Below are 26392 nucleotides of genomic sequence, written 5' to 3'. Positions count from 1 at the left end.
AAAATTAGCCAATTAGCATGTCGGCATACATCTTTTTAAGTTTTTGAATTTTAGGATCAATTACCACTTGACAATATCCAGCTTCTTGATTCTCATTATAATAGTTTTGATGATAATCTTCGGCTTCATAAAAAACTTCAAAAGGTTTTAATTGCGTTACAATTGGATCTGCATAAGCAGGTTGCACTTCTTCAAAAACTTTTTCGACAATTTCTTTTTGAACGTCATCGTGATATAAAATTATAGAACGATATTGAGTTCCGCTATCGCCACCTTGACGATTTAAAGTTGTTGGATCATGACTTGTCATGAATATGAAAATTAAGTCATGATATGAAATTATGTCAGGGTTAAAAGTCACTTGAATTACTTCTGCATGTCCGGTTCTCCCTGTACAAACTTCACGATAAGCAGGATTCTTTATAAATCCGTCTGAATAACCCGATTTTATTGATTCTATACCTTTTAAACGCTGAATTACAGCTTCGATACACCAAAAACATCCGCCACCAAAGGTAGCTACAGATAAATTTCCCATAAATAATACTTTCTTTAAATTTAATGCCTATTAATTCGATAGGATATTATGATAATTTATTAAAAAAAAGTTCTTTTAACTAAAAATACTAAACGGTAATGTAGTGTTTGAAGTTTGCTATTGATAAATTCGCAATTTTATAAAAAAACTATATATATTTGCAGTCAAACACAAGGCACAACTAATGAATAGCAAAAATAGTACCATGACACTGGAAACTTATTTTCAGGAATTTAGAAAGAATATTGTCGGTATAAATCAAGAATTTACTTCGCCTTATGGCAGAAAATCAATAATTTACACAGATTGGACTGCCAGCGGAAGGTTATATCGTCCGATTGAAGAAAAACTTCTAAATGCATTTGGCCCTTTTGTAGCCAATACTCATACTGAAACTACTGTATCTGGTACAGCTATGACAAAAGCATACCATCATGCAAGACATATTATTAAACGTCATGCAAATGCTAATAATGACGATGTTTTAATTACAGATGGCACTGGAATGACGGGAGTTATCAATAAATTCCAGCGTATTTTGGGATTGAAAATTCCTGAAAACTTAAAGAGCTTTACAACTGTTCCAGCCGAGAAAAAGCCTATTGTTTTTATTTCGCACATGGAGCACCATTCTAATCAAACTTCTTGGCTAGAAACTATTGCAGATGTTGAGATTATTCCATCTTGTGAAAAAGGTCTTTTTAATTTAGAAAACCTTGAGACTTTATTGGAAAAATATAAAGATAGAACTATCAAAATTGCTTCTATTACTGCATGTTCGAATGTTACGGGTTTAAGAACTCCTTTTCATGAAGCTGCAAAATTAATGCATCAATATAATGGTGTTTGTTTTGTTGATTTTGCTTGTTCTGGGCCTTATGTTGAGATTGACATGCATCCTGCAGATCCAGAAGCTTATTTGGACGCTGTTTTTATGTCACCTCATAAATTCTTAGGAGGTCCTGGAACTTCTGGAGTTTTGATTTTCAACAAGAAATTATACAAAAATATGATTCCTGATTGTCCAGGTGGAGGAACTGTAAGCTGGACAAATCCGTGGGGAGAACATAAATATATTGATAATATCGAGGATCGTGAAGATGGAGGAACTCCAGGTTTTCTTCAAGTTATCAAGACGGCACTGGCAATTGAGCTAAAAGAGGAAATGGGGATTGAAAACATTATGGAGCGTGAGCATGAAATTGTTGATTATGTTTTCTCTGAATTGGAACCGATTTCGAATATTAAAATTTTAGCTGGACAGCATAAAGAACGTCTTGGCGTAATTTCGTTTTTTATTGATGATCTTCATTTTAATTTAGGTGTTAAAATCTTAAATGATCGTTTTGGCATTCAGACTAGAGGAGGATGCAGCTGTGCAGGAACTTATGGTCATTATTTATTACATGTTGATCAGGAAACTTCTAATAAATTGGTTAATGAGATTACAATTGGCGACTTAATCAAAAAACCGGGATGGATTAGAATGTCAATTCACCCAACGACAACTGATGAAGAAATTGCTTTTGTATGTAATAGTATAAAAGAATTGGCCGCAAATCATAAAACTTGGGCTTTAGATTATTCTTATGAAAAGAATCGAAATGAGTTTATTCATAAAGATGCGAATTCTTTTGAAGATGAATTGGTAGAAAGCTGGTTTAAGTCTTAACTTTTGGTCGTTTTTTAACGCAGAGTTCGCAAAGGATTTTCGCAGAGTTTTTGAAGTTTTTTTTGAGCTGAACATCTGGTTGCTATCAAAATCGCAAAGCTAGCTTTTAAAGATTTTTTCAAAGCTTAAAATCTTGACAAAGATAAACTGAACATATTAGACCCGACAGGCTTTGAAAACCTGTCGGGTTTGTTTTTATAGTATTCGGTTTTATGTTCTTATGAAAATGAAACTTCTAATTTAGCCCCGATAGAAGTGGAAATCCTTTTGTGGTGGGGTTCACCACAAAAGAATTGAAGCGGATAGCGGGACAAGGTTTCTTGAAAACACCAATTCTTCTGCTTTTAAAAAATTACATAATCAATCGTACACCGCCAAGATCGGCAACTCGATATGAAAATTTATTTCCAGGAGAACCAATAAACATGAAGTTCTTTGGAATTTTCCATTTTTCGGAAAGTTCGTCAATAATTTCTGGACCAAATACGCCTTCAATTTCTATAAATTCAATGTCTAGATTGTCATAAGCACGATCCAAAACTTCTAAATCTTTTTTAAGTGCTTCGTTATCTACAGTGTCTTTTTTTACATGAACAATTTTAAGTTTCTTAGTAGTTTCGTTGTCTTCTACATATTGCAAAACTTTATTCAAAATTGTAATGTCGTCTCCTTTTGTAAAGAAAACGAACTCTTGAGAATTGATTTTTGAACTTAAACTTTCTAAGTAACGATTGCTGAGAATAACCATTTTACGTAATGGCTGATAAAAATATTCTAGAGCTTCTATTAACAATCGTATCAAAGTAACACGATTCAGCATAATTCCGATAAAGATTAATGCAGGAATCATGTACTGCAAAAATGTATAAAACGAATTGATATTTAAGGACATGTTTCCTAAAAATGCTGCAATAACAAAGAATACGGCAGTAACGACAGCAATACCTCTGGCACGTTCTGGTCTAGGAAGTTTTCTTCTTTTGTATTTTAAAAGCAAGTTTCCGATTCCGAAAAGTGCCATAACAGCCAAGAAAGAAAAAGTATAAACTCCTGCTAGAGATTCTAAATGTCCATTTGTAGCAAAAAGGACTGATAAACATAGAATCAAGAAACTTATGACGATTCGATAATGAGAGCCTCTTTTATTCTGTTTTAGGAAATAATTTGGCAAAATTCTATCTAATGTCATTCTGTTTAGAAGCCCGGAAACACCAACAAATGAAGTTAGAACGGCTCCACAAAGTACCATAACTGCATCTATAGAAATAAGCCAAGCTAGCCAAGCTCCTCCTGTGGTATCTCCTAAATGCGCGAGAAGTGATTCTTTATTCTCCCCAACTTCTGTTAACGGAATTACGCTAATTAATAAAATTGCAATTACAGGATTGAAGAAACTTACAATTCCCCACATGTTACGAAGTGTTTTAGGAAAAACACCTTGTTCCTGTTCTTCAACGAAGTTGGCTGAACTTTCGAAACCTGAAATTCCTAACATTGCAGCAGAAAACCCAAGAAAAAGGGCAGTTTTAATGCTTCCCGAAGCAATTGGTGTCTGCCAATTGATATGAAAAGTATCTAAACCATGTGACAAAACAAACCAAGCTGATGCCAGGACCAACAAAGTCAAAGTTCCAATATGTGTCATGAAAATAATAACGGCAACAAATGCAGATTCTCCGATTCCTAAAATAGCCAATCCTGTAAATAAAACAAGAACAACTACTGTCGCTATGGTAACATTAAGTCCTTCAAAAATTCCATGTAGATAATGCATTCCCTCTGAAGCCGAAATTACGGCGGTTGCCATGTATGACAAAACGGTTAATGTTGCGGCAACAGATGCCAAACGTTTTGTTGAAGTATTTAGTAAAACATTGTAAGCACCACCATTTAAAGGAATTGCTCCGACAACTTCTGCATAAATTTTTCTAAAAAGAAATAATACAACAGCGACAATCAGAAGTGAGATCCAAGCATATTGCCCTGCATACAAAATAGTTAAAGCTGAAACATAAAGGCAAGAAGAACTAATATCATTTCCGCAAATTGAAGTTGCCTGTAATTGATTTAATTTTTTGTGTACGATTTCTTTCATCAGTATTTTGAGTTAACACTTTTAGTAAAATAATAAGTAACAAAATAATTATAATCGTGCGATCAAGGCAGATATTAAACTAAATCAGATACAGACTAATGCTATTCAGATTTATATAGCATTCTGAAACTGTTTCAGAGCAGATAAGGCTTGGGATTGTACTTTTTTCTGGAAAAATCCAGTCCAACCAAGTAAATAACCAGTAAGGCCAAAAGCTTGTTTAGACCATTTCCAGACATCGAAATTATCGGTATGCTTGATAATTAATCCATCTTGGAATATGAATTCGGCTGAAATTTTATTGATAACCTTTCTGTTTGTTTTGCTAAAATTGTAAGTAGCTATCCAATTTGCTGAACCGGTAGAATCGTCTGCTATTACATTTGAAAATTCAATTTTTAAATTGCCTTTACTTTTTAAAAGCAGCATTTCCCACATTTTAGAAACCTCTTCTTCTTTCAATAAACCAAAAGCAGGATCAATAAAATGAACTTTCGGATGATAGCATTCGCTCATTGTTTTGGCGTCAGCATTCGCGAAAGCGGTATAAAATTTTGTAATCAAGGCTTCATTTGAGTTCATAAAAAAATATTTATGTTAAATATAAGATTTATTATATTAAAAAATCACTATAAAACACTAATTTCTTTAGCTGTATCAAATGTTTTTTTAGATTTATCAAATGCTGTTGAGAAATATTTCACTTTACTATAAGCTGTAAAATGACCTGTTAGATTTCCTGAAATATCTGGTCCGCCAGCAATTATAAATCTAACAGCATAAATATCAGTTTTTTTAAGCTTTAGCCATTCTGCAGGAGTGAAATAATAGTAAGCAGTTGTTTTTCCATCTGAAGATTCCTTTACATTTTTGTCTGTACATGCAATTACATCAGCATTTGTCAAATCGACATAAACACCACCGGCAATTTTTGCTTTGTCATTTGCAGTAGAAACAGTTAGTTTTAAAATACCTCCTTTTTCCGTTTTAGCTATTTGAACATTAATTTCACCAGAGTAAGCATATTTGTCGCAGATGAAAGTATATTCTTGTGTTGCGGGATAGGGTGCAGACCCTTTTACACTGATAGTTTGCTGTGCTGAAGCAAATGTTGAAACAAATAGCAAAAGAAGAAGCGGTAGTTTAAAATTCATAAGTATCGTAATTTATTGATCGGCTAATTTGGCATCAAATTTTTCATCCCAATCCATAGATTTTATGGCAGAAATGAGATTATCTTCATTTACAAAGATGCGTAACTCTTTATTGGCAACTTTTTTTGTGTACAAAGCATGATAGCGATAAATGACTTCATGTTTGGTTTTGTAAACTCCATCTAATTTTAAATCTATAAAACTTCCATAGTATTGTCTAAATCTTTGGCAGGTTTTGGTTAAACGTTCTTCCGTTGTGTTTTCCATAACCGTTTTAGTTACTTCAGTTTCATTAAAAGGTTTAAATTTTGAAGTATTACAAGTTTCCAAGACTCTCTTTCCTAAATCATACGCTTTACGCTGCTGATTTGCATTTACATCTGCTCCGGAAACTTTTTTAATCTTTAAATCTTCTGTATCTCTACTAACACTTTTAGATTTACATCCGATTAATAACAACAAACATATAATCAATCCTGCTTTCTTCATAACTATTTAAGTAATTTTTAATAATAAGTTAGGATCGGGACAATTTTCGATATAGAAGTTTAGGTCTTTTGTATTGCAGACTCCTGGATAATCTCCCCAATAATCTCCAATGTTATGAATGATCTGAAAATGGACATGAGGTGCATAATCGCCATTTACAGAGGCATTTCCTAAAGTCGCAATTTTTTCGCCTTTCTTAAAATTGTCTCCGACATTTAAATTTTCTATACTTTCTAACGATAAATGTCCGTATAAAGTATAAAATTTCTCATTTTCTATTTCGTGCTCCAATATAATAGTAGGACCGTAGTCGCCTAAGCCAATATTATTTTTAAAACTATGTACTGTTCCATCAAGGGCGGCAAGTACAGCAGTTCCAGCTTCTGCCCATAAATCTAATCCGATATGAATATTGCGTTCGGGTTTTGAGGCATCTAAGAAAATGGGGCTTCTTTGATATAAAAATCTGCCTTCAATATAACCTCCAAATGCAACTTTGGCATTCTTTTCTTTTAAGAAATTTGAAATGTATTTTTCAAAATCTTCCGAAGTATCTAATTTCTGATTTACCAATTCTTGATTTGAAACCGACAGATTTAATGGCGTATATTCGGAAATATTAATTGAGGCATCTATAACTTTAGCAGGCGGTAGGGTATTTAAGATTGAGGCAAGCGGTTTCATAAAATTAAGCTACTTTATTTATAATTATTAATTCGTTATGTACTTCAATGCGGGGCAGCATCTTTGTTTTAAACATTTTCGGATTTACTTCTGCAACATATTTTCTATTTCGAACATTATGAGCTTCGTCTAATATCATGGTGTTGAATAAAACAAAACCATTATCTCTTAAAATAGTGCAGACTCTATCAACAAAAAACTTTTCGAACAAAAAATTGGGCATATGCGTGTCTTCGAAAATATCGATAATTATGAGATCATATTTTTCTTTTGTTTTAAGGACAAACTCAAAAGCATCGTCAATAACAACTTCTAACTGTTTAATTTGATTAAGGTTAAAATATTCATTGGCAATCTGAATCATATCAGGGTCAATTTCAACTCCTGTTATTTTTTCTTTGTATGCTATCTCATCCACTAAAGTTTTTACTACGCTTCCGCCAGCAACTCCCAAAAGTAGAATATGCTCCATTTCTAAAATTTTATCATATCCAATATTTCGAAGTCCGTACCTTAATATACGCTGCAAACTTCCGTATGAATAATTTGTGTTTTCAGTGTCCAATACTAATTCGCCATTTGCCCATGTAACTTCGATCATTTTGCTTCTTGCTGATTTTTTCTTAAATATTTTTATTGGAATTATATAACTGAAAAATTTTCGAATCATTTTTTATGCTTTTACTCAAATTTACCATTAAATCTTTTATTTTGCACCAAATATTGAATCTTTCATGAAAAAACTGTTGTACAAATTCATCTTTTACAAGCTAATGGGCTGGAAAATAGTGGGAATGGAGAATGCTGAAGTAAAAAAATGTGTATTAGTAGTGATGCCACATACGAGTAATCATGACTTTTATATAGGCCTTTTGACTCGTGGCATATCTGGATTGCAGATGAATTTTGTAGCAAAGAAGGAATTATTTAGATTTCCCTTTGGTTTTTATTTTAGAAATGTCGGCGGAGAGCCATTAGATCGTTCGGGCGGATTGAATAAAGTAGATGCCATTGCTTCTATTTTTGATAGAAAAGAAATCTTTCGTTTGGCCGTCGCTCCAGAAGGAACCAGAAAAAAAGTAAATGAGCTAAAAACTGGATTTTATTTTATTGCGCTTAAAGCGAATGTGCCAATTGTTCCTGTTGCTTTTGATTGGGGTAAAAAAGAAGTTAATATCGGTAAAGCAATTTATCCAACTGGAAATTACGAAGCTGATTATGAAATTTTGAAAAAACACTATGAAGGAGTTTTAGGTAAAATTCCTGAAAACGGTATCAAATTGTAATTTTTGAAGATTTTTTCAAACGCGTGAGAATCGCATATTTAAAAAATTTCTGGACAAGGAGTCAAATACGCGCTAATTTTTGCATTATGGAGAATAGGCTTTAAAAGTGCCGTTTTTATAAAATAGGACGATTTTTTCGATTTCTTCATCTTCTAAATTGAAATTTTCATTATTTAGAACAGGAGATTTTCTTGTTTCTCTTTTTTCTTCTTCTGACTTTATTTCTATAGCCGAAAATAAATCATTTCCCATATTCTGATTTGGCAGAATAGGAGATGAGTACTTTTGAGTTTCATCCGCTTCTTCAGTATTGCTTCTTGGAAAACTTCCTTTTCCTGTCAGAATCCAATATAGATCAACATCTGGAAAAACTTCCAAAATTTTCATTACAAAATCTAAACTAGGCTTATTTCTGCCTGATAAAAGATGGGACATGCTAGAACGTTGTACTCCAATTTTATCAGCAAAAGCAGATGCGTTTAATCCATAATATTCTAATACGGATTCTAGCCTTTTTACAAAATCATCTATGTTTACCATTGTAAATTATTGCTTTAAATTTCCCTATTTACAAATGTAAACAAAAAGAAACAGTATTCGAATATTATTGTTGCAATTTTAATTTGAGTTCATTTTTATGTTAAATTTAAAATTTAAATAAACATTTATAATTAGCTGAAATTTATTATTTTATGTTCGTTTGTCCAAATTAAAAAGCTCAATTAAAACAAGTTATATCTACTATTGCTAAAATTCTTCAAGAACTGTTTACAATTCTAAATTATTAAATTTTTGTCCAGTTTACAATTGTAAAAATAAAGATGTTTACTTTTGTAAACTAATCGAAACACAATGAATTTAGAACAGCTTTTTACGCAATACAAAGAACAATCCATTTCTGGCAGATATCTAACTTTAGACCATATTAAACCGCTTTTAGATAAGTTAAATACAAATGGTCAGGTGAAGATTATTGGTACATCTGTTTTAGGTGAACCTATATATAGTTATCAAATTGGAACAGGAAAAACACGCGCTTATCTATGGTCTCAAATGCACGGAAACGAAAGCACAACAACAAAAGCTTTATTTGATTTCATAAATTTATTAAATGATGATACCGACTTTGCAAAGCAAATGTTGAATACTTTTACGTTTTATTGCATCCCAATGCTTAATCCGGATGGAGCAAGATTATATACAAGGGTAAATGCAAACGAAATTGATCTAAATCGTGATTCGCAAGATTTAACGCAGCCAGAAAGTAAAGTGCTTCGACAAGTATTTGAAGAATTTAAACCTGATTTCTGTTTTAATTTACATGACCAGCGTACCATATTTGGGGCAGGTACAACTGGTAAACCCGCTACGGTATCTTTTTTAGCTCCATCTTATAACGAGGAAAGAGAAGTAAACGAGAACAGATTAAAAGCTATAAACATCATCGCTGGAATCAATGAAGAGCTTCAAAAATATATACCAGGACAAGTTGGACGTTTTGATGACTCCTTCAATATTAATTGTATAGGAGACACTTTTCAATATTTAGGTGTTCCAACTATCTTATTTGAGGCGGGGCATTTTCCAGAGGATTACGAACGAGAGATTACAAGGAAATTCATATTTTTCGCGTTAATTTTAAGCTTCAAACAGATATCCGAAAACGATTTAGTTAGCAATAGATTTTCCGAATATTTGAATATTTCACAAAATAATGTGGTTTTTTATGATTTTATGTATAAAAATGTCAAAATAAATTATGATGGTATCGAAATTATTACGAATTTTGTCGCTCAATACAAAGAAGAATTAATCGAAAATAAGATTCATTTTAACGCTTACATTGTTGAAGTAGGCGAGTTGGAAAATTATTTTGGACATTATGAATACGACGCAAAAGGCGCTGAATATTCGGACGATTTCCAAAACTTTCCTAAAACGGGTCAAAAAGCAAATTTTTATTTAAATAAAAATGTTAAATTTGTTAACGGATTAATAAAAAGTTAATTTTTATGTGAATTTGTTGTTTTTTATATATAATTTTATACTTTGTAATAGCAATTAGTAATATTAATTAAACAATTATGAGTAAATTTCGTTTAGATGAAGTAGATCACCAGATTTTAGATATGTTAATAGACAATACGAGAGTTCCGTTTACTGACATTGCAAAAAAACTTTTGATATCTGCTGGTACAGTACACGTTAGAGTTAAAAAGATGGAAGATGCCGGTATCATCATGGGATCTTCATTAGCCTTAGATTACGATAAATTAGGTTATTCATTTATTGCTTATGTAGGGGTTTTTCTTAATAATACATCTCAGACTAAATTTGTATTAGAGCGAATCAATCAAATTCCATTCGTAACTGTAGCTTCTGTAACTACAGGAAAATTTAACATCTTTTGCAAAATTAGAGCAAAAGACACTAAGCACGCAAAAGAAGTAATCTTTATGATTGACGATATTGATGGTGTTTACAGAACAGAAACAATGATTTCATTAGAGGAAAGTATAAACGATAAGAAGCGTTTGATGCATACTATTTTCAAAAATATGTAAGAACTTTTCTTGAATGCTATATTAAAATATAACCTCAAGTTTATTCTTGGGGTTTTTTTATGACTAATTAACCAACCAACTATAACACGATTATGTATACGTTGCCAAAAATTGAACGTTTTAACCAAGACGTTCTCTCAAAATACCACATTTATAATAGTGTTTTTATAACATTACCCTTTGATTCTATAGATAACACGGGAGTTTTACTTCCTTTATTTACAGAAACTTGCGAAACAGGCTTTAAAAAACAGGAAACTCCTAAAGAAATTGTGGATTTCTTCTCAAATAAATTCTTAAGTAACGCTTCTGAAGAGGAAAAAATCGATCTTATGTTTCGATTTATTCAATATATAGAGCGTCAAATTGTATTGTTTGATGCTATTGAAGACGCTGCTTTTCCGGAGGTTAACAATATGGAAGGGCGTGGATCTCTTCGTGACATCAAAGAAAAATCGGATGCCAAAGAGAAAGATGATGAATTAAGTGAATTTTTAGAAAGTTTCAATGTTCGTACTGTTTTAACAGCACACCCAACACAGTTTTATCCTGGTCCAGTTTTAGGAATTATAAATGATTTGACAGAAGCAATTCGTCAAAATGATTTGCTACAAATTAAACAATTGCTGGCTCAGCTTGGAAAAACGCCATTCATTCAGAAAGAAAAACCAAATCCTTATGATGAAGCGGTAAGTTTGATTTGGTACTTAGAAAATGTATTTTATGCTACTGCAGGAGAAATTGTGCATTACCTGCAAAAAAATATATTAGAAGGAAATCCAATTCACAACCAATTAATCAAACTTGGTTTCTGGCCAGGGGGAGATCGTGACGGAAATCCTTTTGTTACTACAGACATTACGCTTAAAGTTGCAGATCGTTTGCGTACTTCTATTTTAAAGTGTTATTATGTAGAAATGAGAAACTTAAAACGTAAGCTAACTTTCTCAGGAGTAGATGCTTTAGTTGCTGAACTTGAACATAAACTTTATCGTTCTGTATTTTATTCTAAAGGAGATATTTTTATCACTTTAGAGGAATTATTAACGCAATTAAACAAAATTCGAGCTATAATTATTGAGAAGCATCAATCTTTATATTTAGATGAATTAGATGCGCTTCTAGTAAAAATTAATTTGTTCGGATTCCACTTTGCAACTTTAGATATTCGTCAGAATAGTAAAATTCATAATGCAGTTTTCAAAGATGTTGTGAATTATTATTTGAATTCTGGTTCTGATGTTTTTCCGAAAAATTATTACGAATTGACGGAAGATCAAAAAATTGATGTTTTATCAAAGGTTAAAGGAAATCTGAATCCATCTGATTTTGAAAATGAAATCACTAGATATACTTTAGAATCTGTTCAAGCTATTAAAACGATTCAGCAAAATAATGGCGAAGAAGGAGCAAACCGTTATATTATTAGTAATAATGAAAGCGCTCTGAATGTTATGGAAACTTTTGCCATGATTCGTTTGAATAATTGGGAAAAACCATCAGTAGATATTATTCCGCTTTTTGAATCTGTAGACGATTTGCAAAATGCGCATACTATTATGGAGCAATTGTACACGAATCCAGAATATGCTAAACATTTGAAATCGAGAGGAAACAAACAAACTATCATGCTTGGATTCTCTGACGGAACGAAAGATGGTGGATATTTAATGGCAAACTGGAGTATTTATCAAGCTAAGATTTCGCTGACTAAAATCTCTAGAGAATACGGAATTAAAGCGATCTTCTTTGATGGACGTGGCGGACCTCCAGCTCGTGGCGGTGGAAAAACACATAAATTCTATGCATCTCTTGGGCCAAAAATTGAAAACAACGAAATTCAGATTACAGTTCAAGGTCAAACGATTAGCTCTAATTTTGGAACTTTAGATTCTTGCCGTTATAATATTGAAAATTTATTGAGTGCTGGTGTAACTAATCAGGTATTTAGTAAAGAGAAAAATGAATTGACTGCAGAAGAAACTCAAATTTTGACTGATTTGGCTAATTTAGGTTATGACAAATATTTAAGTTTCAAAAATCATCCAAAGTTTATTCCGTACTTAGAGAAAATGAGTACGCTGAAATATTACTCAAAAACGAACATTGGTAGCCGTCCTTCTAAAAGAAGCAAATCTGAATCATTAGATTTTGCTGATTTAAGAGCAATTCCTTTTGTGGGTTCATGGAGTCAATTAAAACAAAACGTTCCAGGATTCTTTGGAGTAGGTTCAGCTTTAAGACATTTTGAAGAAACTGGACAATGGGACAAAGTAAGTAATTTGTATCATAATTCATTATTTTTCAAAACGTTGCTTGAAAACAGTATGATGTCATTAGCAAAATCTTTCTTGCCATTGACAGCTTATATGAAAAATGATCCTGAGTTTGGTGAATTCTGGCAGATTATCTACGATGAATTCTCAGAAACAAAAAGACTTTTACTGAAAATTGCTGGTCATAAAACATTAATGGAAAATTACCCTGATGGTATAGCCTCAATTCAGATTAGAGAGCGTATTGTCTTGCCATTATTAACTATTCAGCAATATGCTTTATTAAGAATCAATGAGTTAAACAAAGCAGAAAAACCAAATGAAGAATTAATTAAAGTTTATGAAAAGATCGTAACGAGATCATTATTTGGAAATACTAACGCAAGTAGAAACTCAGCTTAAAATATAAAAATGAGAGCATCAGAATTATTAGACAGTGAATATTCAGGTCATTTTGGTACTTACATCAAAGCGGCTGGTGATGGAATTTTGATTGAAGAATTAGAAATTTCGCTTCATGAGTTTATCCGATTTGTACAAAATATTCCAATGGATAAATTTGATTATCGTTATGCTGAAGGAAAATGGACGATAAAAGACATTATTCAGCATGTTATTGATACAGAACGAATTTTTGCCTATCGCGCTTTGCGTTTTTCAAGAAATGATAAAACGCCTTTGCCAAGTTTTGAAGAAAACGATTACGCAGATAATACAGATTCAAACAAGAGAAGTATTCAAGATTTGCTAACCGAATTTTCGGCTGTAAGACATTCAACTTTATTATTTTACAAAAGCTTATCTGATGAACAGCTTAAGCGAATTGGAACAGCATCTAATAATCCTATTTCTGTTCGTGCTTTAGGTTTTGTTATGATTGGACATCAGAAACATCATCAGAAAGTTTTTGAGGAAAGATATTTGTAAGAAGATGAATATTTGAAAAATTAAAATCCCAAATTCCAATTTCGTTGGAGTTTGGGATTTTTTTAATGATTTTAAATTTAGCAACCATACACAATCTTGTCATTTCGACGAAGGAGAAATCTTCGCGAGAAGCTCGCCAAAGATTATATTTTCGTCATGGAGCCACTTACGAAGATTTCTCCTTCGTCGAAATGACAAACAAATGTTTATTTACACTTTTTGATTCTTTTTCTCCAAAAAAGCTAGACCGAATCGAATTTTATCGTACGACATTTTTTCTTCAAAATAATCAAAGTAAGGTCTTAATGCATTTGGGTTTTCTAATTCAAGCTGAGCTTTTTCTATTTGAAGGATTTCATCTTCAGAAACAAACTGGCTTAAATCTAAATCATGACCATCAACATATAATTTTGCTAAATGCGAAATAATTGTAGTTGGACTCAAATCTCGCTGCTCTGCTATTTCTTCCACCGAAACTCCATTCTGAAATAATTCAAGCGTTTTTTTATAGGTATTGTCTTTTTTCTCTTTTTTGACAACAGATTTATTTCTTTCAAATTCAATAATTGCTTTAATGAAATCTGCTCCATATTTTTCCAGTTTTGCTTTTCCGACACCTTCAACAGCAAGAAACTCTTCATCACTCATAGGTCTTAAGATTTCCATTTGGCGTAGAGAAGCATCACTAAAAATAACATAAGCTGGAACTTCTTCTTCATGTGCAATTTGATAACGCAACTTGCGAAGTGTTTCAAATAATGAATTTTTAGAAGCTTTTGGTTTCGCTTCTTTAGTTTCACTTTTATCAATTGTTTTCTTAACAACTGTCGTCAGTTTTACTTTTTCACCTTCAAACAAAACTTTCTTTGCAAAAGAAGTAAGCAGGATTTTATTATGCTGATGAAATGCAATTTCGCAATAACCTAAATTGATAAGTTGAATAAGGTATTGATTCCAATCATACCAAGAAACATCGGCTCCAATTCCGTACGTTTTTAGCTCTTGATAATTTTTTTCGTAGATATACGCGTTTCTCGAGCCTCTCAAAAAATCGACAATTACAGCCAAAGGTTCTGATTCCTTCAAACGCACAATAGCAGACAAAGCTTTTTGCGCGAGAATTGTGCCATCGAAAAAAGTTGGCGGATTTTTGCAAATATCGCAGTTTCCGCAATTTTCAGTAACCAATTCACCAAAATAAGAAAGAAGAATTTTTCTACGACAGCTTACGGCATCGGCGTATTGTTTCATACGATCTAATTTTGCTAGCTGAATATCAGAATTAAGTCCTTCAGAAGCAAATTTCTGTAATTGAATTACGTCTGCATAACTTTCAAACAAAACCGTTTCAGCTGGAAGGCCATCACGCCCGGCACGTCCAATTTCCTGATAATATCCTTCTATATTTTTTGGAAGATTGTAATGAATTACCCAACGAACATTCGATTTGTCAATTCCCATCCCGAAAGCAATTGTTGCACAAACCACCTGACAATCATCATTTATGAACTGGTCCTGAGTTTTAGCACGAGTTTCATTATCTAAACCAGCATGATATGCTTTTGCTTCAATGCCGTTTTTTCGCAATTTTTCAGCAAGTTCTTCTGTTGCTTTACGGCTTAAACAATAAATGATTCCCGATTCATTCGGTTTGTTTTCAATAAAATCTATTATTTGTTTCACACGATCCAAAGCTGGACGAACTTCAAGACTTAGATTTTTACGGTCAAAAGAAGCTATGAATGTCTTTGGATTCTTTAGATTCAATTGTTTAGATATATCTGTTCGGGTTGCTTTATCAGCAGTAGCAGTCAATGCTAAGATTGGAGTAGAAGGGAAGCGACTTTTTAGATATCCTAAATTAGTATAGGCAGGTCTAAAATCATGTCCCCAAGACGAGATACAGTGCGCTTCATCTATTGCTATTAAACTGATATTCAATTCGCTAAAAGCCATATCCAGGTAAGAAAGGCTTTCCGGAGCGATGTAAACCAGTTTAAAATGATTTGATTTTAAGTTGTCTATATAATATTGCTGTTCTTGCGATGATTGCGTACTATTAATATAGCATGCAGAAATTCCGTTTGTTTTCAAACCATCAACCTGATCTTTCATTAAAGCAATCAGTGGCGATATCACAATTGTGATTCCTGGCAAAATTAAAGCGGGCAGCTGAAAACAAATTGATTTTCCTCCACCTGTTGGCATAATTGCCAGTGCATCTTGTCCAGATAATACGGTATTAATTATAGTTTCTTGATTGGGTCTGAATTTTTCAAAACCAAAATTTTCTTTTAATGTAGCATGTAAAATTTCTGAAGTCATAGGCATGTACTTTTTGTTTAAGATCTAAATGTAAAAATAATCCTATAAATACAAAAATATAAGTTTAATAATTTGCAACTCTTGTTATAAAAAAAGGAACTCTAAACAGAGTTCCTTTTTTATATTAGAAAGAAAATGAATTAATCTTCATCATCTTCGTCTTCTTCATCATAGTCAGTATCAGCTTTGTCGTCATCGTCGTCATCATCGTCACCACCATCAGTATCTGGCTTGTCGTGATTATCATCTTCATCATCGTCGTCACTAATATCATCATCAAGATCCATACCTTTAACTGGCGCAATTGCATCTACATCAACATCTAAATCGTCATCTTCATCGTAGTTTTCAATTCTGTCAGCAAGTTTAGTACTAATTTTAACCAAGTAAATTGTATCTTCAGTACGAACTTCAACAGCTTCAACCAATTCGTTTTTAGCATTTCTAAAACGGATTACATCCGAATCATCATAACCATCAGGAAATTTCTCAACCAAAAGGTTCAAAATTTCATTGGTAAGTTTGGCGTAGTCTACTATAACTCTTTTCATAAATTATCTTATAAATCTAATAAGTATGCAAAAATTAACGGAGCAACAATTGTAGCATCCGATTCAATAATAAATTTAGGGGTTTTGATGTCTAATTTACCCCAAGTGATTTTTTCATTTGGAACTGCCCCAGAGTAAGAACCATAACTAGTTGTTGAATCTGAGATTTGGCAGAAATAGCTCCAAAATGGAACATCATGCATTTCCATATCTTGGTATAACATAGGTACTACACAGATAGGGAAGTCACCCGCGATACCACCACCAATTTGGAAGAATCCAATTCCGTTTGAACTGTTTTTAGAATACCAATCCGCAAGGAAAGTCATGTATTCAATTCCAGATTTCATGGTAGATGCTTTTAAATCTCCTTTAATTACGTATGAAGCAAAGATGTTACCCATTGTGCTATCTTCCCATCCTGGAACGATGATCGGTAAATTTTTCTCTGCAGCTGCATACATCCAGCTATCTTTTAGATCAATTTCGTAATATTCTTCTAAAACGCCAGATAATAACATTTTATACATAAACTCGTGTGGAAAGTAACGCTCACCTTTGTCATCAGCATCTTTCCAAATTTTGTAAATATGTTTTTGTAAACGACGGAAAGCTTCATGTTCAGGAATACAAGTGTCTGTAACACGGTTTAATCCTCTTTCTAATAAAGCCCATTCGTCTTCTGGTGTCAAATCACGGTAATTAGGAACTCTCTCGTAGTGAGAATGAGCCACTAAATTCATGATGTCTTCTTCTAAATTTGCTCCAGTACATGAAATAATATGCACTTTGTCTTGTCTGATTACTTCGGCAAAAATTTTTCCAATTTCTGCTGTACTCATTGCGCCAGCCATACTTACCAGCATCTTAGCACCATCAGCTAATTGCTGCTCGTATGCTTTTGCTGCATCTACTAATGAAGCAGAATTAAAATGCAAATAGTGTTTTTCAATAAACTGACTGATTGGTCCTTTCATTTTTTTTTGTTTTTTTTTTGAATTAAAAAGTTTAACCTTTTTGGATGTTAATGCAAATTAAGAATTTTTTAAGAAAAATTATAACTTAATCGGCCGTTTTTTTTACACCTTTTTTTTGTATCCTAAAATCTTTAAAACATCGTCTGAAGTCTGTTGTTCTGAGAAAACTTCTGTTGCCAGAATTCCATTTTCATCACGATCAATTAAAATGTGTTTAGGTTGCGGAATCAGACAGTGGTGCAGACCTCCGTATCCTCCAATTGTCTCTTGATAAGCGCCAGTATTAAAGAATCCGATATATAACGGTTTCTCTTTGTTGTATTTAGGCAAATAAATGGCATTCATGTTTTGTTCAGAATTGTAATAATCGTCACTATCACAAGTAAGACCTCCTAACAGAACCCGTTCGTAAGTATCATTCCAGCGATTTACTGCCAGCATGATAAAACGTTTGTTTATAGCCCAAGTATCTGGTAAAGTGGTGATGAAAGATGAATCAATCATATTCCATTTTTCTCTATCATTTTGTTGTTTTTGATACAAAATCTGATAGATTGCACCACCGCTTTCGCCTACAGTAAACGATCCAAATTCCGTAAAAATATTTGGAACATCAACTTCAGCTTCATCACAAGCAATTTTAATCTGATTGATAATTTCATCAATCATATATTGATAATCATATTCAAAGGCAAGTGAATTTTTAATTGGAAAACCACCACCAATGTTCAAACCGTCAAGAGTAGGGCACTCTTTCTTAAGAGCAATGTATACTTTAATACATTTTACAAGCTCATTCCAGTAATATGAAGTATCATTTATACCAGTATTGATGAAAAAGTGAAGCATTTTCAGCTCTAATTTATCATTCTCCTGGATTTGTTTTTTATAGAAAGAAACAATGTTTTTGTAACCAATACCTAATCTAGAAGTATAAAACTCAAATTTAGGTTCTTCTTCAGCAGCAATACGGATTCCGATTTTGAACTTTCCTTTAATTTCTGCCTGAAGCAAATCTAATTCTTCGTAGTTGTCAATAATCGGAATAGTATTTTTATGTCCGTTATTAATTAATCTACCAATATTAGTAATGTATTCGTCTCTTTTAAAACCATTACAAATTACATACGTACTTTTGTTGATTTTACCATTTTCTAATAAATTCTCCACAATATTTACATCAAAAGCAGATGATGTTTCGATGTGAATGTTATTCTTGAAAGCTTCATTCATAATATATTCAAAATGAGAGCTTTTTGTACAATAACAATAGTAATATTTTGCTTCGTATTTATTTTTTTCCATTGATTTTCTGAACCATGCTTTTGCTTTGTTGATGTTTTCAGAAATTTGAGGTAAATAAGTAAACTTTAATGGCGTACCATATTGTTCAACCAATTTCATCAAATCGATGTTGTGAAATAATAGATTGTCTTTGTTTAGTTTAAATTCCTCTTGTGGAAAGTAGTATGTTTGGTTTATTAGATCAGAATATTTTGTATTCATTTATTTATCAATGTTTAGAGATTGTAATTATAATTTAATTTTAGGTTTTTGGGGACTTAATCTTAAATTCAAACTCTAATATTGGCAAATATAATAGGCAGTTTTTCATGCTCTGCTTTTGTACATTGGAATACATCAAAACAGAAAGGACTTTTACTATTATAGAAACGGTTCAACATTCTTAATAAAGAACTGCTGAGTCTGTTTCTGTAAGAGCTGAAGTGCCTTTGCTGATTGTTTGTTTTCATGGCGCAAATGTAAAAAATAATATATACCAAATGCAATGCTTTTGATTAAAAAAAGTTTAAGATTTATAATCCTCAAACGCTTCTAGAATCAATTTATTTTCAACGGATTGGTTAATTTTTATTTTTCCGATTCCTTCAATCAATGCAAATTGAATTAAACCGTATTCATTTTTTTTGTCGTGAATTAGCAATTCTAAGATCGGATCAATGTCATTTTCTTTAAAAATTACATCATCATATATATCTTTAATTACCGCTTTTATTTCTCTGTATTCTTGTTCAGAAATTAATCCTTTTTGAAGTGAAATATAACTTTCCAAAATCATTCCAACCGCAATCGCTTCTCCATGTAATAAAGTAGTTTTTTCTTCGCTTTCTAGAAAGTATCCCTCAATAGCGTGACCTAACGTATGTCCGAAGTTTAGAGCTTTACGGATATTTTTCTCTGTTGGATCTTGAATAACGATTTCATTCTTAATTTCTACAGAACGATAAATTAACTGATCTAACTCATCAAAAACAATCGATTTTAAATCTGAAAACTGTCTCCAATAAGGCGCATCATATATTAAACCATGTTTAAGCATTTCTGCTAGACCAGAACGCATTTCGCTTTGTGGTAAAGTTTCTAAATATTGTGTATCAATCAAAACCATTTGCGGCACGTTGATAACGCCGATTTGATTTTTAAGATTTCCTAAATCAACTCCTGTTTTTCCTCCAACAGATGCATCAACCATAGATAATAAAGTAGTAGGAATATTAATGAAATCTACGCCTCTTTTAAAAGTAGAAGCAACAAAACCACCTAAGTCTGTAACAACACCACCTCCTAAATTAATAATAAGCGATTTTCTATCAGCTCCAAGTTCTGTCAAAATATTCCAGATCTCAATACAAGTTTCGATATTTTTATTTGCTTCTCCGGCTTCAAATTCAATGATTTCGATTGCCAAATCTGTTTCCAAAACTGGAATAAATTTAGATAGGCAATGCTCATTGGTTTGATCATCAACAATTATAAATATATTAGAATATTTACTTTCTTTTAAATGTTTATTTAAAGCTTCGTAAGCATTCTCATTAAAATGCACGAGATAATTATTGGCTTGAATAGATTGCATAATTCTTTTGTTGTTTTGAAAGCGCAAAATAAGGCATTTTAAACGTAATAATATTCAAACTTTCGGGCTAATTTGTTTAAAATGCGGGTTTGCATTTTTAAAATTAAGATAAAATTATTCAAGAAATAAATATTTACTTCACAAATTTACATTTGAGATGTTCTTGTTAAGAATATTGAAAAATATGATACTGTTTAGTGAAAAATATTCAAAACACTCTCTATATTTGCATAAAAAATAAATTTTAATGGAAAAGATATTCGATAACACACAGGTTGCATTTTCACTAAAGAGTGATACGGAACTTGATAGAGCTTATTTTCTTTTCAAAATGATTGACAGCGAGCCTTTAGTAAGAATTGGAACTGCTGTTACTAATTTTGCAATTAAAGCTCATTTACCAGTAGAGGGATTAATTCGCGCAACTGTTTTTGATCACTTTTGTGGTGGTGTAAACGAAAACGACTGTCTTACTGTTGTGGACAAAATGTTTACAAAAGGCGTTTCTTCTGTTTTGGATTATTCTGTTGAAGGAAAAGAAGAAGAAGAGCAGTTTGACGCAGCTTTAGAGATGACTTTAAGAACTGTAGATTTTGCTAAAGAACGTTTGGCAATTCCGTTTGCTGTTTTTAAACCGACAGGTTTAGGGCGTTTTGAATTGTATGAAAAATTAGGTGAGAAACAAACTTTAAATCCAACTGAACAAGCAGAATGGGATAGAGTAGTAGCTCGTTTTGATAAAATATGCAGTGAAGCTCATAAGAAAGATGTTGCATTATTAATTGATGGTGAAGAAAGCTGGATGCAAGATGCTGCTGATGAGTTGGTGACAAATATGATGCGTAAATACAATAAAGAAAAAGCAATTGTATTTAACACTTTACAAATGTATCGTTGGGATCGTTTAGATTATCTTAAAAAACTTCATGAAATTGCTAAGACTGAAGGTTTTTATATCGGAATGAAATTGGTTCGTGGTGCTTATATGGAAAAAGAAAACAAAAGAGCGGAAGAAAAAGGGTATGTTTCTCCAATCTGCGTTTCTAAAGAAGCTACCGATGTAAATTATGATAATGCTGTACAATATATGTTAGAGCATCTTGATAAAATGGCCATTTTTGCGGGAACTCATAACGAATTGAGTTCATACAAATTAATGGAAATGATGGCTCAGAAAGGAATTGCTAAAAACGACTCTAGAATCTGGTTTGGGCAATTGTACGGAATGAGTGATAATATCAGCTACAACTTAGCTGAAAACGGATATAATGTTGCTAAATACTTGCCATTTGGGCCTGTAAAAGATGTTATGCCATACTTGATTCGTCGTGCTGAAGAAAATACTTCTGTAGCAGGTCAAACAAGCCGCGAATTATCTATGATTAAAGCTGAACGTAAACGTAGAAAAGGGAAATAATTTATTAGTGTTCAGTATTCAGTTTTGAGTATCCAGTTTACAGTTTATATAGAAAAAGCTTCAATTTTTATTGAAGCTTTTTTGTTTGCGATCAGTCAGTATTATTTAAACCCGACAGGTTTTAAAACCTGTCGGGTTTGCTATATGAGATAAAAAAAAACTCCATTTGATTTATCAAATTGAGTTTTTTTTTATTGGAATTTGGATTTTATAAAATTGGAATTTTCTTCTAAGAGTTACTAAACTGCAAGTTGCTTAAATTTTTATAAATTCCATTTTCTAAGTTTATTAATTCCTGATGAGTTCCTTCTTCAGAAATTTTTCCGTTATCTAAAACTAGTATTTTGTCTGCGTTTCTAATAGTAGAAAGACGATGGGCGATGATAATACTTGTTCTTCCTTCCATTAACACTTCTAGAGCCTCTTGTACCAGTTTCTCGCTTTCGCTGTCTAAAGATGATGTTGCTTCGTCTAAAATCAAAATACTTGGATTTTTAAGCAACGCTCTCGCAATTGCAATACGCTGACGCTGGCCTCCAGAAAGTTTAACACCGCGTTCTCCAACCAAAGTTTCGAATTTTTCAGGGAAACCATCCACAAAATTAAATGCATTAGCTTGTTTTGCAGCTTGCATAATTTCTTCATCTGTTGCATCTGGTTTTCCGTACGCTATGTTTTCTCTAATGGTTCCTCCAAACAAAATTACATCCTGAGGAACAATGCTCATATTACCACGAAGACTTTCTAAGTCATAATCGTAGATGTTTTTTCCGTCAACAGTAATTTCTCCAGAAGTAATATCGTAAAAACGAAGCAGAAGAGAAGAGATAGTCGATTTTCCGGCGCCACTTGGACCAACAATTGCAATTTTCTGACCAAATTCTGCTGAAAAGTTAACATCTTTTAAAACTTGTACTTCTTGACGCGTAGGATAACTAAATGCTACATTCTTGAAAGTAACATTTCCTTTAATTTTTTCTTGATTTTGACTTGAATCTGAGTTGATTTTCTCTGGACTTTCGTCTAGCAATTCAAAAACACGTTCTGTTGCACCAATTGCTTTTTGAATCTGTGCATATAATTCGGCAATTCCTCCAAAAGAAGCTCCAACAAAAGTAGAGTATAATACGAATGAAATTAATTGTCCAACACTCATTTCACCGGCAATGCTCAAACGAACACCATACCAAACAACGGCTACGATTGCTCCAAACAAGCAGAAAATGATGAACGAAGCAAAGTAACCGCGATATTTACCGCCTTTAATTGCTAGTTTTACCACTTCGCTAATTTTTCCTTTATAACGTGCTATTTCATACCATTCGTTAGCAAAAGCCTTCACGATACTAATTCCTTGCATAGTTTCTTCTACAATTACCTGGCTTTCGGCAACCTGATCTTGTACTTTTTTAGAATACTTTCTAATAAATCGACCAAATACAACCGCAGCAATTGCTACTAGTGGAACTACAGAAAGCATTAACAGTGTCAATTTGAAACTTTCGGTTGCTAAAAGAATAACACCGCCAATAATTAAAATAAACTGACGTAAGAACTCTGCAATTGTCGTTGTTAATGTATCTTGAATCTGGGTAATATCGGCACTAATTCTACTGTTTAATTCACCAACTCTTTTTTGAGAGAAGAAAGTCATTGGCAACTTAACCAGATTGGTATATAAAGCCAAACGCAAGTTTGCCAGTGTATTTTCGGTAAAGTTTACAAACAATGAAAGTCTGAAGAATGAGAAGAAAGATTGTAAAAACAAAATAACAACCAATCCTAAAGCGATTGTATTTGCTTCATCGTTGTTTTTGTTTTTAACGCAATCTACTAGCATTCCCATTAATTTAGGAAAAGCTAGCGCAGTTGCACCAGTAAGCAAAAGAAAAATCAAACCAATAAAGAATTTCCATTTGTGATGTCCTGCGTATGTAAAAATTGTTTTTGCTTTGTTTAGTGAGGTAGCCGTTATTTTTGATTTTGGTAAATCATTTTCTTTAAATCGTGCCATTTGAGTTAATTGTTTTTAGGTATACAAATGTATGACTAAGTCGAATTACTACAAAGGAATATTAAGAATTAGAGATCTCAATTTGACTTTTTAACGAAATTATAAGATAAAGAGTGGAAGAGTCTTATTTTTTAGGTTCAAAAAGTATGCTTGTTTTTTTAAGGCTTACAAATTTAAAGTCTAGCCACATACTTTCGTTTGTGTTTATTAAAAACAAGTATATTTACGCATAGTTTTAGATTAAAAAAAGCGCTAGCTTTGAGGGTTTTACAACTTTTTTCAAAACTGTATTAGCCTTATCTCAAATATAATAGTCCGTAGACTATTTTGAATCGAATGCAAAGCATTTCTATTTTGCAAATTTTCTAACTTTTATTTAGCCAACAGGAAAACTTTAAGCAGTAATCAGAATGGAAGCTGATTATTTAATCTATAAAAACGAATCAAATTATGGGCAATTATCTTAAACCAAACTGGATTACATTAAATGGAAATATAAATAACTTTTATAATGATTATCGTCCAGCAATTGGTCCAGACGGAAAAGCTATAGTATTTGAACGAATGTCATACAATCCTGAATTGAGAGCTTTAACCACCAAACTTTTTATTGTTGATGACTTAAATACGCCTTCTCCACATCTTTTTCTTAGCGATTGCGATTCTCTGCAACAAACTAGACCCGCTTGGACTGGCGATAATATAGCTTTAAATTTAGCATATGAAGGCAGTACTTCTGTTTGGATAGTTGATGCTAATGGAAATAATCTAAAACAGATCGAGAATACAGATGACTGTATTTATCCACAATGGGACATTAATCTTCCATTTGAAGGTTTAGTTGTAATGAATCTAAAGCAATCAACACAACCCAAGAGTACATTATTTGATCTTAACGGAACTATTATTATCGATAATATGAACGGCGTAGATACCAATGGCGATAAAATGTTCGGTGGTATGCCTGCGGTTTCCCCAAACAATGCGACATCAATCGCATTTGCTGGACAGCCTCCATTTGTAGACGATCCCAATTATAATCAGGACAAAAACTATATTTTTATTAATATTGAAACAGAAGAAGGGGTTATATCTGTACCCATGGAAAGTTCAGCAAATTTGATTTCTTTCGATAAATCTTTTCAAGGTCGAGCGCCTGCCGTTTCTCCAGATGGAAACTATATTGCTTTTGAAAGTAATCGAGATGGCTGTTACGCTCTCTATCTTTATAATTTTAATAATCCTGAAAATGGTTCTATTTGTCTAACAGATCCGACTGGAAAACTCAATTCACAACACCCAAAATTTTTCCCAGATGGCAAACGACTCATTTTTAGCGCGGTACCTTCTGGGTATGCTCATAATTGTATTGCTTGGATTGATATCTCTGATTATCTATAATATTTTCTCTTGAATTCATTAGATATAATGAGATAATAACTATCAGAAAAAAAACAAACTATTGAAAACATAGATCTATCGAGGGTTCAAAGTTTTTAATTAACTTTTAGAAGTTTGATAAACAACAAAGTAAAAAATATTTCGTTTTTTTTTATTGAAAAGGCTTGCAAATGCAAAATCTAGCTGTATATTTGCACTCGCAATCACAAACGATAGCAACCTAGTAAAATAGGGCGATTAGCTCAGCTGGTTCAGAGCACCTCGTTTACACCGAGGGGGTCGGGGGTTCGAACCCCTCATCGCCCACAAAACTCCTTAAGCAATTAAGGATTTTTTTTTTTGAATTTCCTGAATGTAAAAAATATAATTTACACTCAGTTTTTGGGGAGATACTCAAGCGGCCAACGAGGGCAGACTGTAAATCTGCTGTGTGAACTTCGCAGGTTCGAATCCTGCTCTCCCCACGAAAAAGCAAAAAGCCTGCAAATCGAAAGATATGCAGGCTTTCTACTTTCTAGTAAGTTTGTAGATATAATACCTGACAAAAACGATATTTTGTAAGATGTTTTTTTATCTTTGAATTTCAGATTTTTAATACAGATAACTTTATTTTTGAAACTTCAGAAAATTAACATTCATTATGGTACAGAAAATTCATCAGGGAAGAAACGTTAAGCGTTTCAGAGAAATGCTAGGCATAAAACAAGAAGCATTGGCTTATGATTTAGGAGAAGACTGGAACCAGAAGAAAATTTCTATGCTAGAGCAAAAAGACGTAATTGAAGACAGTCTGTTGAAACAAATTTCTAATTCTTTGAGAATTCCTGTAGAAGCTTTTCAAAATTTTGATGAAGAACAAGTTATAAATATTATATCTAATACATTTAACGACCAATCTAACGGTTATAATTATTATCCAACTTTTAATGTGAACCCGATAGATAAATGGATTGAAGCTTTAGAAGAAATTAAACGTTTAAATACAGAACTTTTAAAAGCTAAAGACGAACATATTAAAGCTTTAGAAAAACTAATTAAAGACAAATAATCTTTTCAGATATTTTTAAAACAGAAAAAGACTTTCACGGTCTCTTTCTGTTTTAATGTATGTTTTCAGATATTCTAATTTTAGAGCCAAATTTAC

23 protein-coding genes and 2 tRNA genes are annotated in these 26392 nt (G+C 32.5%); 11 read left to right on the top strand and 14 right to left on the bottom strand.

Annotated elements, in window-relative coordinates; all coding sequences use genetic code 11:
- Window positions 1–4 precede the first annotated feature (4 nt).
- Window positions 5–538, bottom strand: a complete 534-nt coding sequence (gene msrA / locus DMA14_RS12430; RefSeq protein ID WP_111424960.1) for a peptide-methionine (S)-S-oxide reductase MsrA — start codon at window positions 536–538, stop codon at window positions 5–7.
- Between the two features lie 184 nt (window positions 539–722).
- Between msrA and DMA14_RS12425 the strand changes: the two genes are divergently transcribed.
- A complete protein-coding gene (locus DMA14_RS12425; protein WP_111424959.1) occupies window positions 723–2210 on the top strand; it encodes an aminotransferase class V-fold PLP-dependent enzyme in 1488 nt (495 codons plus the stop codon).
- Window positions 2211–2562: 352 nt separating this feature from the next.
- On the opposite strand, the gene DMA14_RS12420 is transcribed toward DMA14_RS12425, so the two are convergent.
- The 6 genes from DMA14_RS12420 to DMA14_RS12395 form a co-directional block, all read right to left on the bottom strand.
- Window positions 2563–4305: an APC family permease gene (locus DMA14_RS12420; RefSeq protein WP_111424958.1), complete on the bottom strand. Its 1743-nt coding sequence runs from the start codon at window positions 4303–4305 to the stop codon at window positions 2563–2565.
- Between the two features lie 111 nt (window positions 4306–4416).
- A complete protein-coding gene (locus DMA14_RS12415) occupies window positions 4417–4887 on the bottom strand; it encodes a nuclear transport factor 2 family protein (protein ID WP_111424957.1) in 471 nt (156 codons plus the stop codon).
- Window positions 4888–4934: 47 nt separating this feature from the next.
- Window positions 4935–5459 carry a hypothetical protein gene (locus DMA14_RS12410; RefSeq protein WP_111424956.1) on the bottom strand — a complete coding sequence of 175 codons (525 nt, stop codon included), beginning with the start codon at window positions 5457–5459 and terminating at the stop codon, window positions 4935–4937.
- Between the two features lie 12 nt (window positions 5460–5471).
- Window positions 5472–5948 carry a hypothetical protein gene (locus tag DMA14_RS12405; protein WP_111424955.1) on the bottom strand — a complete coding sequence of 159 codons (477 nt, stop codon included), beginning with the start codon at window positions 5946–5948 and terminating at the stop codon, window positions 5472–5474.
- Window positions 5949–5954: 6 nt separating this feature from the next.
- A complete protein-coding gene (locus DMA14_RS12400) occupies window positions 5955–6632 on the bottom strand; it encodes a peptidoglycan DD-metalloendopeptidase family protein (protein ID WP_111424954.1) in 678 nt (225 codons plus the stop codon).
- Window positions 6633–6636: 4 nt separating this feature from the next.
- A complete protein-coding gene (locus DMA14_RS12395; RefSeq protein WP_111424953.1) occupies window positions 6637–7302 on the bottom strand; it encodes a spermidine synthase in 666 nt (221 codons plus the stop codon).
- Between the two features lie 64 nt (window positions 7303–7366).
- Here DMA14_RS12395 and DMA14_RS12390 point away from each other — a divergent pair, with 64 nt between their 5' ends.
- Window positions 7367–7918 carry a 1-acyl-sn-glycerol-3-phosphate acyltransferase gene (locus DMA14_RS12390; RefSeq protein ID WP_111424952.1) on the top strand — a complete coding sequence of 184 codons (552 nt, stop codon included), beginning with the start codon at window positions 7367–7369 and terminating at the stop codon, window positions 7916–7918.
- 84 nt (window positions 7919–8002) lie between these two features.
- Here DMA14_RS12390 and DMA14_RS12385 read toward each other — a convergent pair whose 3' ends face one another.
- Window positions 8003–8458 (bottom strand): helix-turn-helix domain-containing protein, encoded by a 456-nt coding sequence (locus tag DMA14_RS12385; RefSeq protein ID WP_111424951.1) that lies wholly within the window; start codon window positions 8456–8458, stop codon window positions 8003–8005.
- Between the two features lie 312 nt (window positions 8459–8770).
- Here DMA14_RS12385 and DMA14_RS12380 point away from each other — a divergent pair, with 312 nt between their 5' ends.
- The 4 genes from DMA14_RS12380 to DMA14_RS12365 all read left to right on the top strand — a co-directional run bounded on the left by DMA14_RS12380 (window position 8771) and on the right by DMA14_RS12365 (window position 13685).
- Window positions 8771–9925: a M14 family metallopeptidase gene (locus tag DMA14_RS12380; protein WP_111424950.1), complete on the top strand. Its 1155-nt coding sequence runs from the start codon at window positions 8771–8773 to the stop codon at window positions 9923–9925.
- A 77-nt stretch (window positions 9926–10002) separates the two neighbouring features.
- Window positions 10003–10482: an Lrp/AsnC family transcriptional regulator gene (locus tag DMA14_RS12375; protein ID WP_008468989.1), complete on the top strand. Its 480-nt coding sequence runs from the start codon at window positions 10003–10005 to the stop codon at window positions 10480–10482.
- A 92-nt stretch (window positions 10483–10574) separates the two neighbouring features.
- On the top strand, window positions 10575–13160 hold the full coding sequence (locus DMA14_RS12370) for a phosphoenolpyruvate carboxylase (RefSeq protein WP_111424949.1): 2586 nt from the start codon (window positions 10575–10577) through the stop codon (window positions 13158–13160).
- 9 nt (window positions 13161–13169) lie between these two features.
- Window positions 13170–13685 carry a DinB family protein gene (locus tag DMA14_RS12365; protein WP_111424948.1) on the top strand — a complete coding sequence of 172 codons (516 nt, stop codon included), beginning with the start codon at window positions 13170–13172 and terminating at the stop codon, window positions 13683–13685.
- 210 nt (window positions 13686–13895) lie between these two features.
- Here the strand turns inward: DMA14_RS12365 and recQ are convergent, their stop codons facing one another.
- The 5 genes from recQ to aroB all read right to left on the bottom strand — a co-directional run bounded on the left by recQ (window position 13896) and on the right by aroB (window position 20416).
- Window positions 13896–16010, bottom strand: coding sequence for a DNA helicase RecQ (gene recQ / locus DMA14_RS12360; RefSeq protein WP_111425047.1), 2115 nt, complete (start codon window positions 16008–16010; stop codon window positions 13896–13898).
- Window positions 16011–16150: 140 nt separating this feature from the next.
- On the bottom strand, window positions 16151–16561 hold the full coding sequence (locus tag DMA14_RS12355) for a DNA primase (RefSeq protein ID WP_111424947.1): 411 nt from the start codon (window positions 16559–16561) through the stop codon (window positions 16151–16153).
- Between the two features lie 8 nt (window positions 16562–16569).
- Window positions 16570–17538, bottom strand: a complete 969-nt coding sequence (locus DMA14_RS12350) for a deoxyhypusine synthase family protein (RefSeq protein WP_057117936.1) — start codon at window positions 17536–17538, stop codon at window positions 16570–16572.
- Window positions 17539–17640: 102 nt separating this feature from the next.
- Window positions 17641–19044 carry a type III PLP-dependent enzyme domain-containing protein gene (locus DMA14_RS12345; protein WP_111424946.1) on the bottom strand — a complete coding sequence of 468 codons (1404 nt, stop codon included), beginning with the start codon at window positions 19042–19044 and terminating at the stop codon, window positions 17641–17643.
- Between the two features lie 304 nt (window positions 19045–19348).
- A complete protein-coding gene (aroB, locus tag DMA14_RS12340) occupies window positions 19349–20416 on the bottom strand; it encodes a 3-dehydroquinate synthase (RefSeq protein WP_111424945.1) in 1068 nt (355 codons plus the stop codon).
- 247 nt (window positions 20417–20663) lie between these two features.
- Here aroB and DMA14_RS12335 point away from each other — a divergent pair, with 247 nt between their 5' ends.
- Window positions 20664–21833 (top strand): proline dehydrogenase family protein, encoded by a 1170-nt coding sequence (locus DMA14_RS12335; RefSeq protein ID WP_111424944.1) that lies wholly within the window; start codon window positions 20664–20666, stop codon window positions 21831–21833.
- A gap of 229 nt (window positions 21834–22062) precedes the next feature.
- On the opposite strand, the gene DMA14_RS12330 is transcribed toward DMA14_RS12335, so the two are convergent.
- Window positions 22063–23847: an ABC transporter ATP-binding protein gene (locus tag DMA14_RS12330; RefSeq protein WP_111424943.1), complete on the bottom strand. Its 1785-nt coding sequence runs from the start codon at window positions 23845–23847 to the stop codon at window positions 22063–22065.
- 450 nt (window positions 23848–24297) lie between these two features.
- Between DMA14_RS12330 and DMA14_RS22740 the strand changes: the two genes are divergently transcribed.
- The 4 genes from DMA14_RS22740 to DMA14_RS12305 all read left to right on the top strand — a co-directional run bounded on the left by DMA14_RS22740 (window position 24298) and on the right by DMA14_RS12305 (window position 26296).
- On the top strand, window positions 24298–25248 hold the full coding sequence (locus DMA14_RS22740; protein ID WP_157957705.1) for a PD40 domain-containing protein: 951 nt from the start codon (window positions 24298–24300) through the stop codon (window positions 25246–25248).
- Window positions 25249–25479: 231 nt separating this feature from the next.
- A tRNA-Val gene (locus DMA14_RS12315) sits at window positions 25480–25554 on the top strand.
- Between the two features lie 77 nt (window positions 25555–25631).
- A tRNA-Tyr gene (locus tag DMA14_RS12310) sits at window positions 25632–25712 on the top strand.
- 176 nt (window positions 25713–25888) lie between these two features.
- A complete protein-coding gene (locus tag DMA14_RS12305) occupies window positions 25889–26296 on the top strand; it encodes a helix-turn-helix domain-containing protein (RefSeq protein ID WP_111424942.1) in 408 nt (135 codons plus the stop codon).
- Window positions 26297–26392: the final 96 nt, after the last annotated feature.

It is taken from the genome of Flavobacterium sharifuzzamanii, from assembly GCF_003254585.1.
Classification (GTDB): Bacteria; Bacteroidota; Bacteroidia; order Flavobacteriales; family Flavobacteriaceae; genus Flavobacterium; species Flavobacterium sharifuzzamanii.
The sequence above is the reverse complement of the archived record's forward strand: the minus strand, read 5'-3'. Positions and strand labels throughout refer to the sequence as shown.

Excerpts from the sequence above, each read along its gene's own strand:
- msrA (WP_111424960.1), bottom strand. The coding sequence starts at position 538 with ATGGGAAATTTATCTGTAGCTACCTTTGGTGGCGGATGTTTTTGGTGT.
- DMA14_RS12425 (WP_111424959.1), top strand. The coding sequence starts at position 723 with ATGAATAGCAAAAATAGTACCATGACACTGGAAACTTATTTTCAGGAA.
- DMA14_RS12420 (WP_111424958.1), bottom strand. The coding sequence starts at position 4,305 with ATGAAAGAAATCGTACACAAAAAATTAAATCAATTACAGGCAACTTCA.
- DMA14_RS12415 (WP_111424957.1), bottom strand. The coding sequence starts at position 4,887 with ATGAACTCAAATGAAGCCTTGATTACAAAATTTTATACCGCTTTCGCG.
- DMA14_RS12410 (WP_111424956.1), bottom strand. The coding sequence starts at position 5,459 with ATGAATTTTAAACTACCGCTTCTTCTTTTGCTATTTGTTTCAACATTT.
- DMA14_RS12405 (WP_111424955.1), bottom strand. The coding sequence starts at position 5,948 with ATGAAGAAAGCAGGATTGATTATATGTTTGTTGTTATTAATCGGATGT.
- DMA14_RS12400 (WP_111424954.1), bottom strand. The coding sequence starts at position 6,632 with ATGAAACCGCTTGCCTCAATCTTAAATACCCTACCGCCTGCTAAAGTT.
- DMA14_RS12395 (WP_111424953.1), bottom strand. The coding sequence starts at position 7,302 with ATGATTCGAAAATTTTTCAGTTATATAATTCCAATAAAAATATTTAAG.
- DMA14_RS12390 (WP_111424952.1), top strand. The coding sequence starts at position 7,367 with ATGAAAAAACTGTTGTACAAATTCATCTTTTACAAGCTAATGGGCTGG.
- DMA14_RS12385 (WP_111424951.1), bottom strand. The coding sequence starts at position 8,458 with ATGGTAAACATAGATGATTTTGTAAAAAGGCTAGAATCCGTATTAGAA.
- DMA14_RS12380 (WP_111424950.1), top strand. The coding sequence starts at position 8,771 with ATGAATTTAGAACAGCTTTTTACGCAATACAAAGAACAATCCATTTCT.
- DMA14_RS12375 (WP_008468989.1), top strand. The coding sequence starts at position 10,003 with ATGAGTAAATTTCGTTTAGATGAAGTAGATCACCAGATTTTAGATATG.
- DMA14_RS12370 (WP_111424949.1), top strand. The coding sequence starts at position 10,575 with ATGTATACGTTGCCAAAAATTGAACGTTTTAACCAAGACGTTCTCTCA.
- DMA14_RS12365 (WP_111424948.1), top strand. The coding sequence starts at position 13,170 with ATGAGAGCATCAGAATTATTAGACAGTGAATATTCAGGTCATTTTGGT.
- recQ (WP_111425047.1), bottom strand. The coding sequence starts at position 16,010 with ATGACTTCAGAAATTTTACATGCTACATTAAAAGAAAATTTTGGTTTT.
- DMA14_RS12355 (WP_111424947.1), bottom strand. The coding sequence starts at position 16,561 with ATGAAAAGAGTTATAGTAGACTACGCCAAACTTACCAATGAAATTTTG.
- DMA14_RS12350 (WP_057117936.1), bottom strand. The coding sequence starts at position 17,538 with ATGAAAGGACCAATCAGTCAGTTTATTGAAAAACACTATTTGCATTTT.
- DMA14_RS12345 (WP_111424946.1), bottom strand. The coding sequence starts at position 19,044 with ATGAATACAAAATATTCTGATCTAATAAACCAAACATACTACTTTCCA.
- aroB (WP_111424945.1), bottom strand. The coding sequence starts at position 20,416 with ATGCAATCTATTCAAGCCAATAATTATCTCGTGCATTTTAATGAGAAT.
- DMA14_RS12335 (WP_111424944.1), top strand. The coding sequence starts at position 20,664 with ATGGAAAAGATATTCGATAACACACAGGTTGCATTTTCACTAAAGAGT.
- DMA14_RS12330 (WP_111424943.1), bottom strand. The coding sequence starts at position 23,847 with ATGGCACGATTTAAAGAAAATGATTTACCAAAATCAAAAATAACGGCT.
- DMA14_RS22740 (WP_157957705.1), top strand. The coding sequence starts at position 24,298 with ATGGGCAATTATCTTAAACCAAACTGGATTACATTAAATGGAAATATA.
- DMA14_RS12305 (WP_111424942.1), top strand. The coding sequence starts at position 25,889 with ATGGTACAGAAAATTCATCAGGGAAGAAACGTTAAGCGTTTCAGAGAA.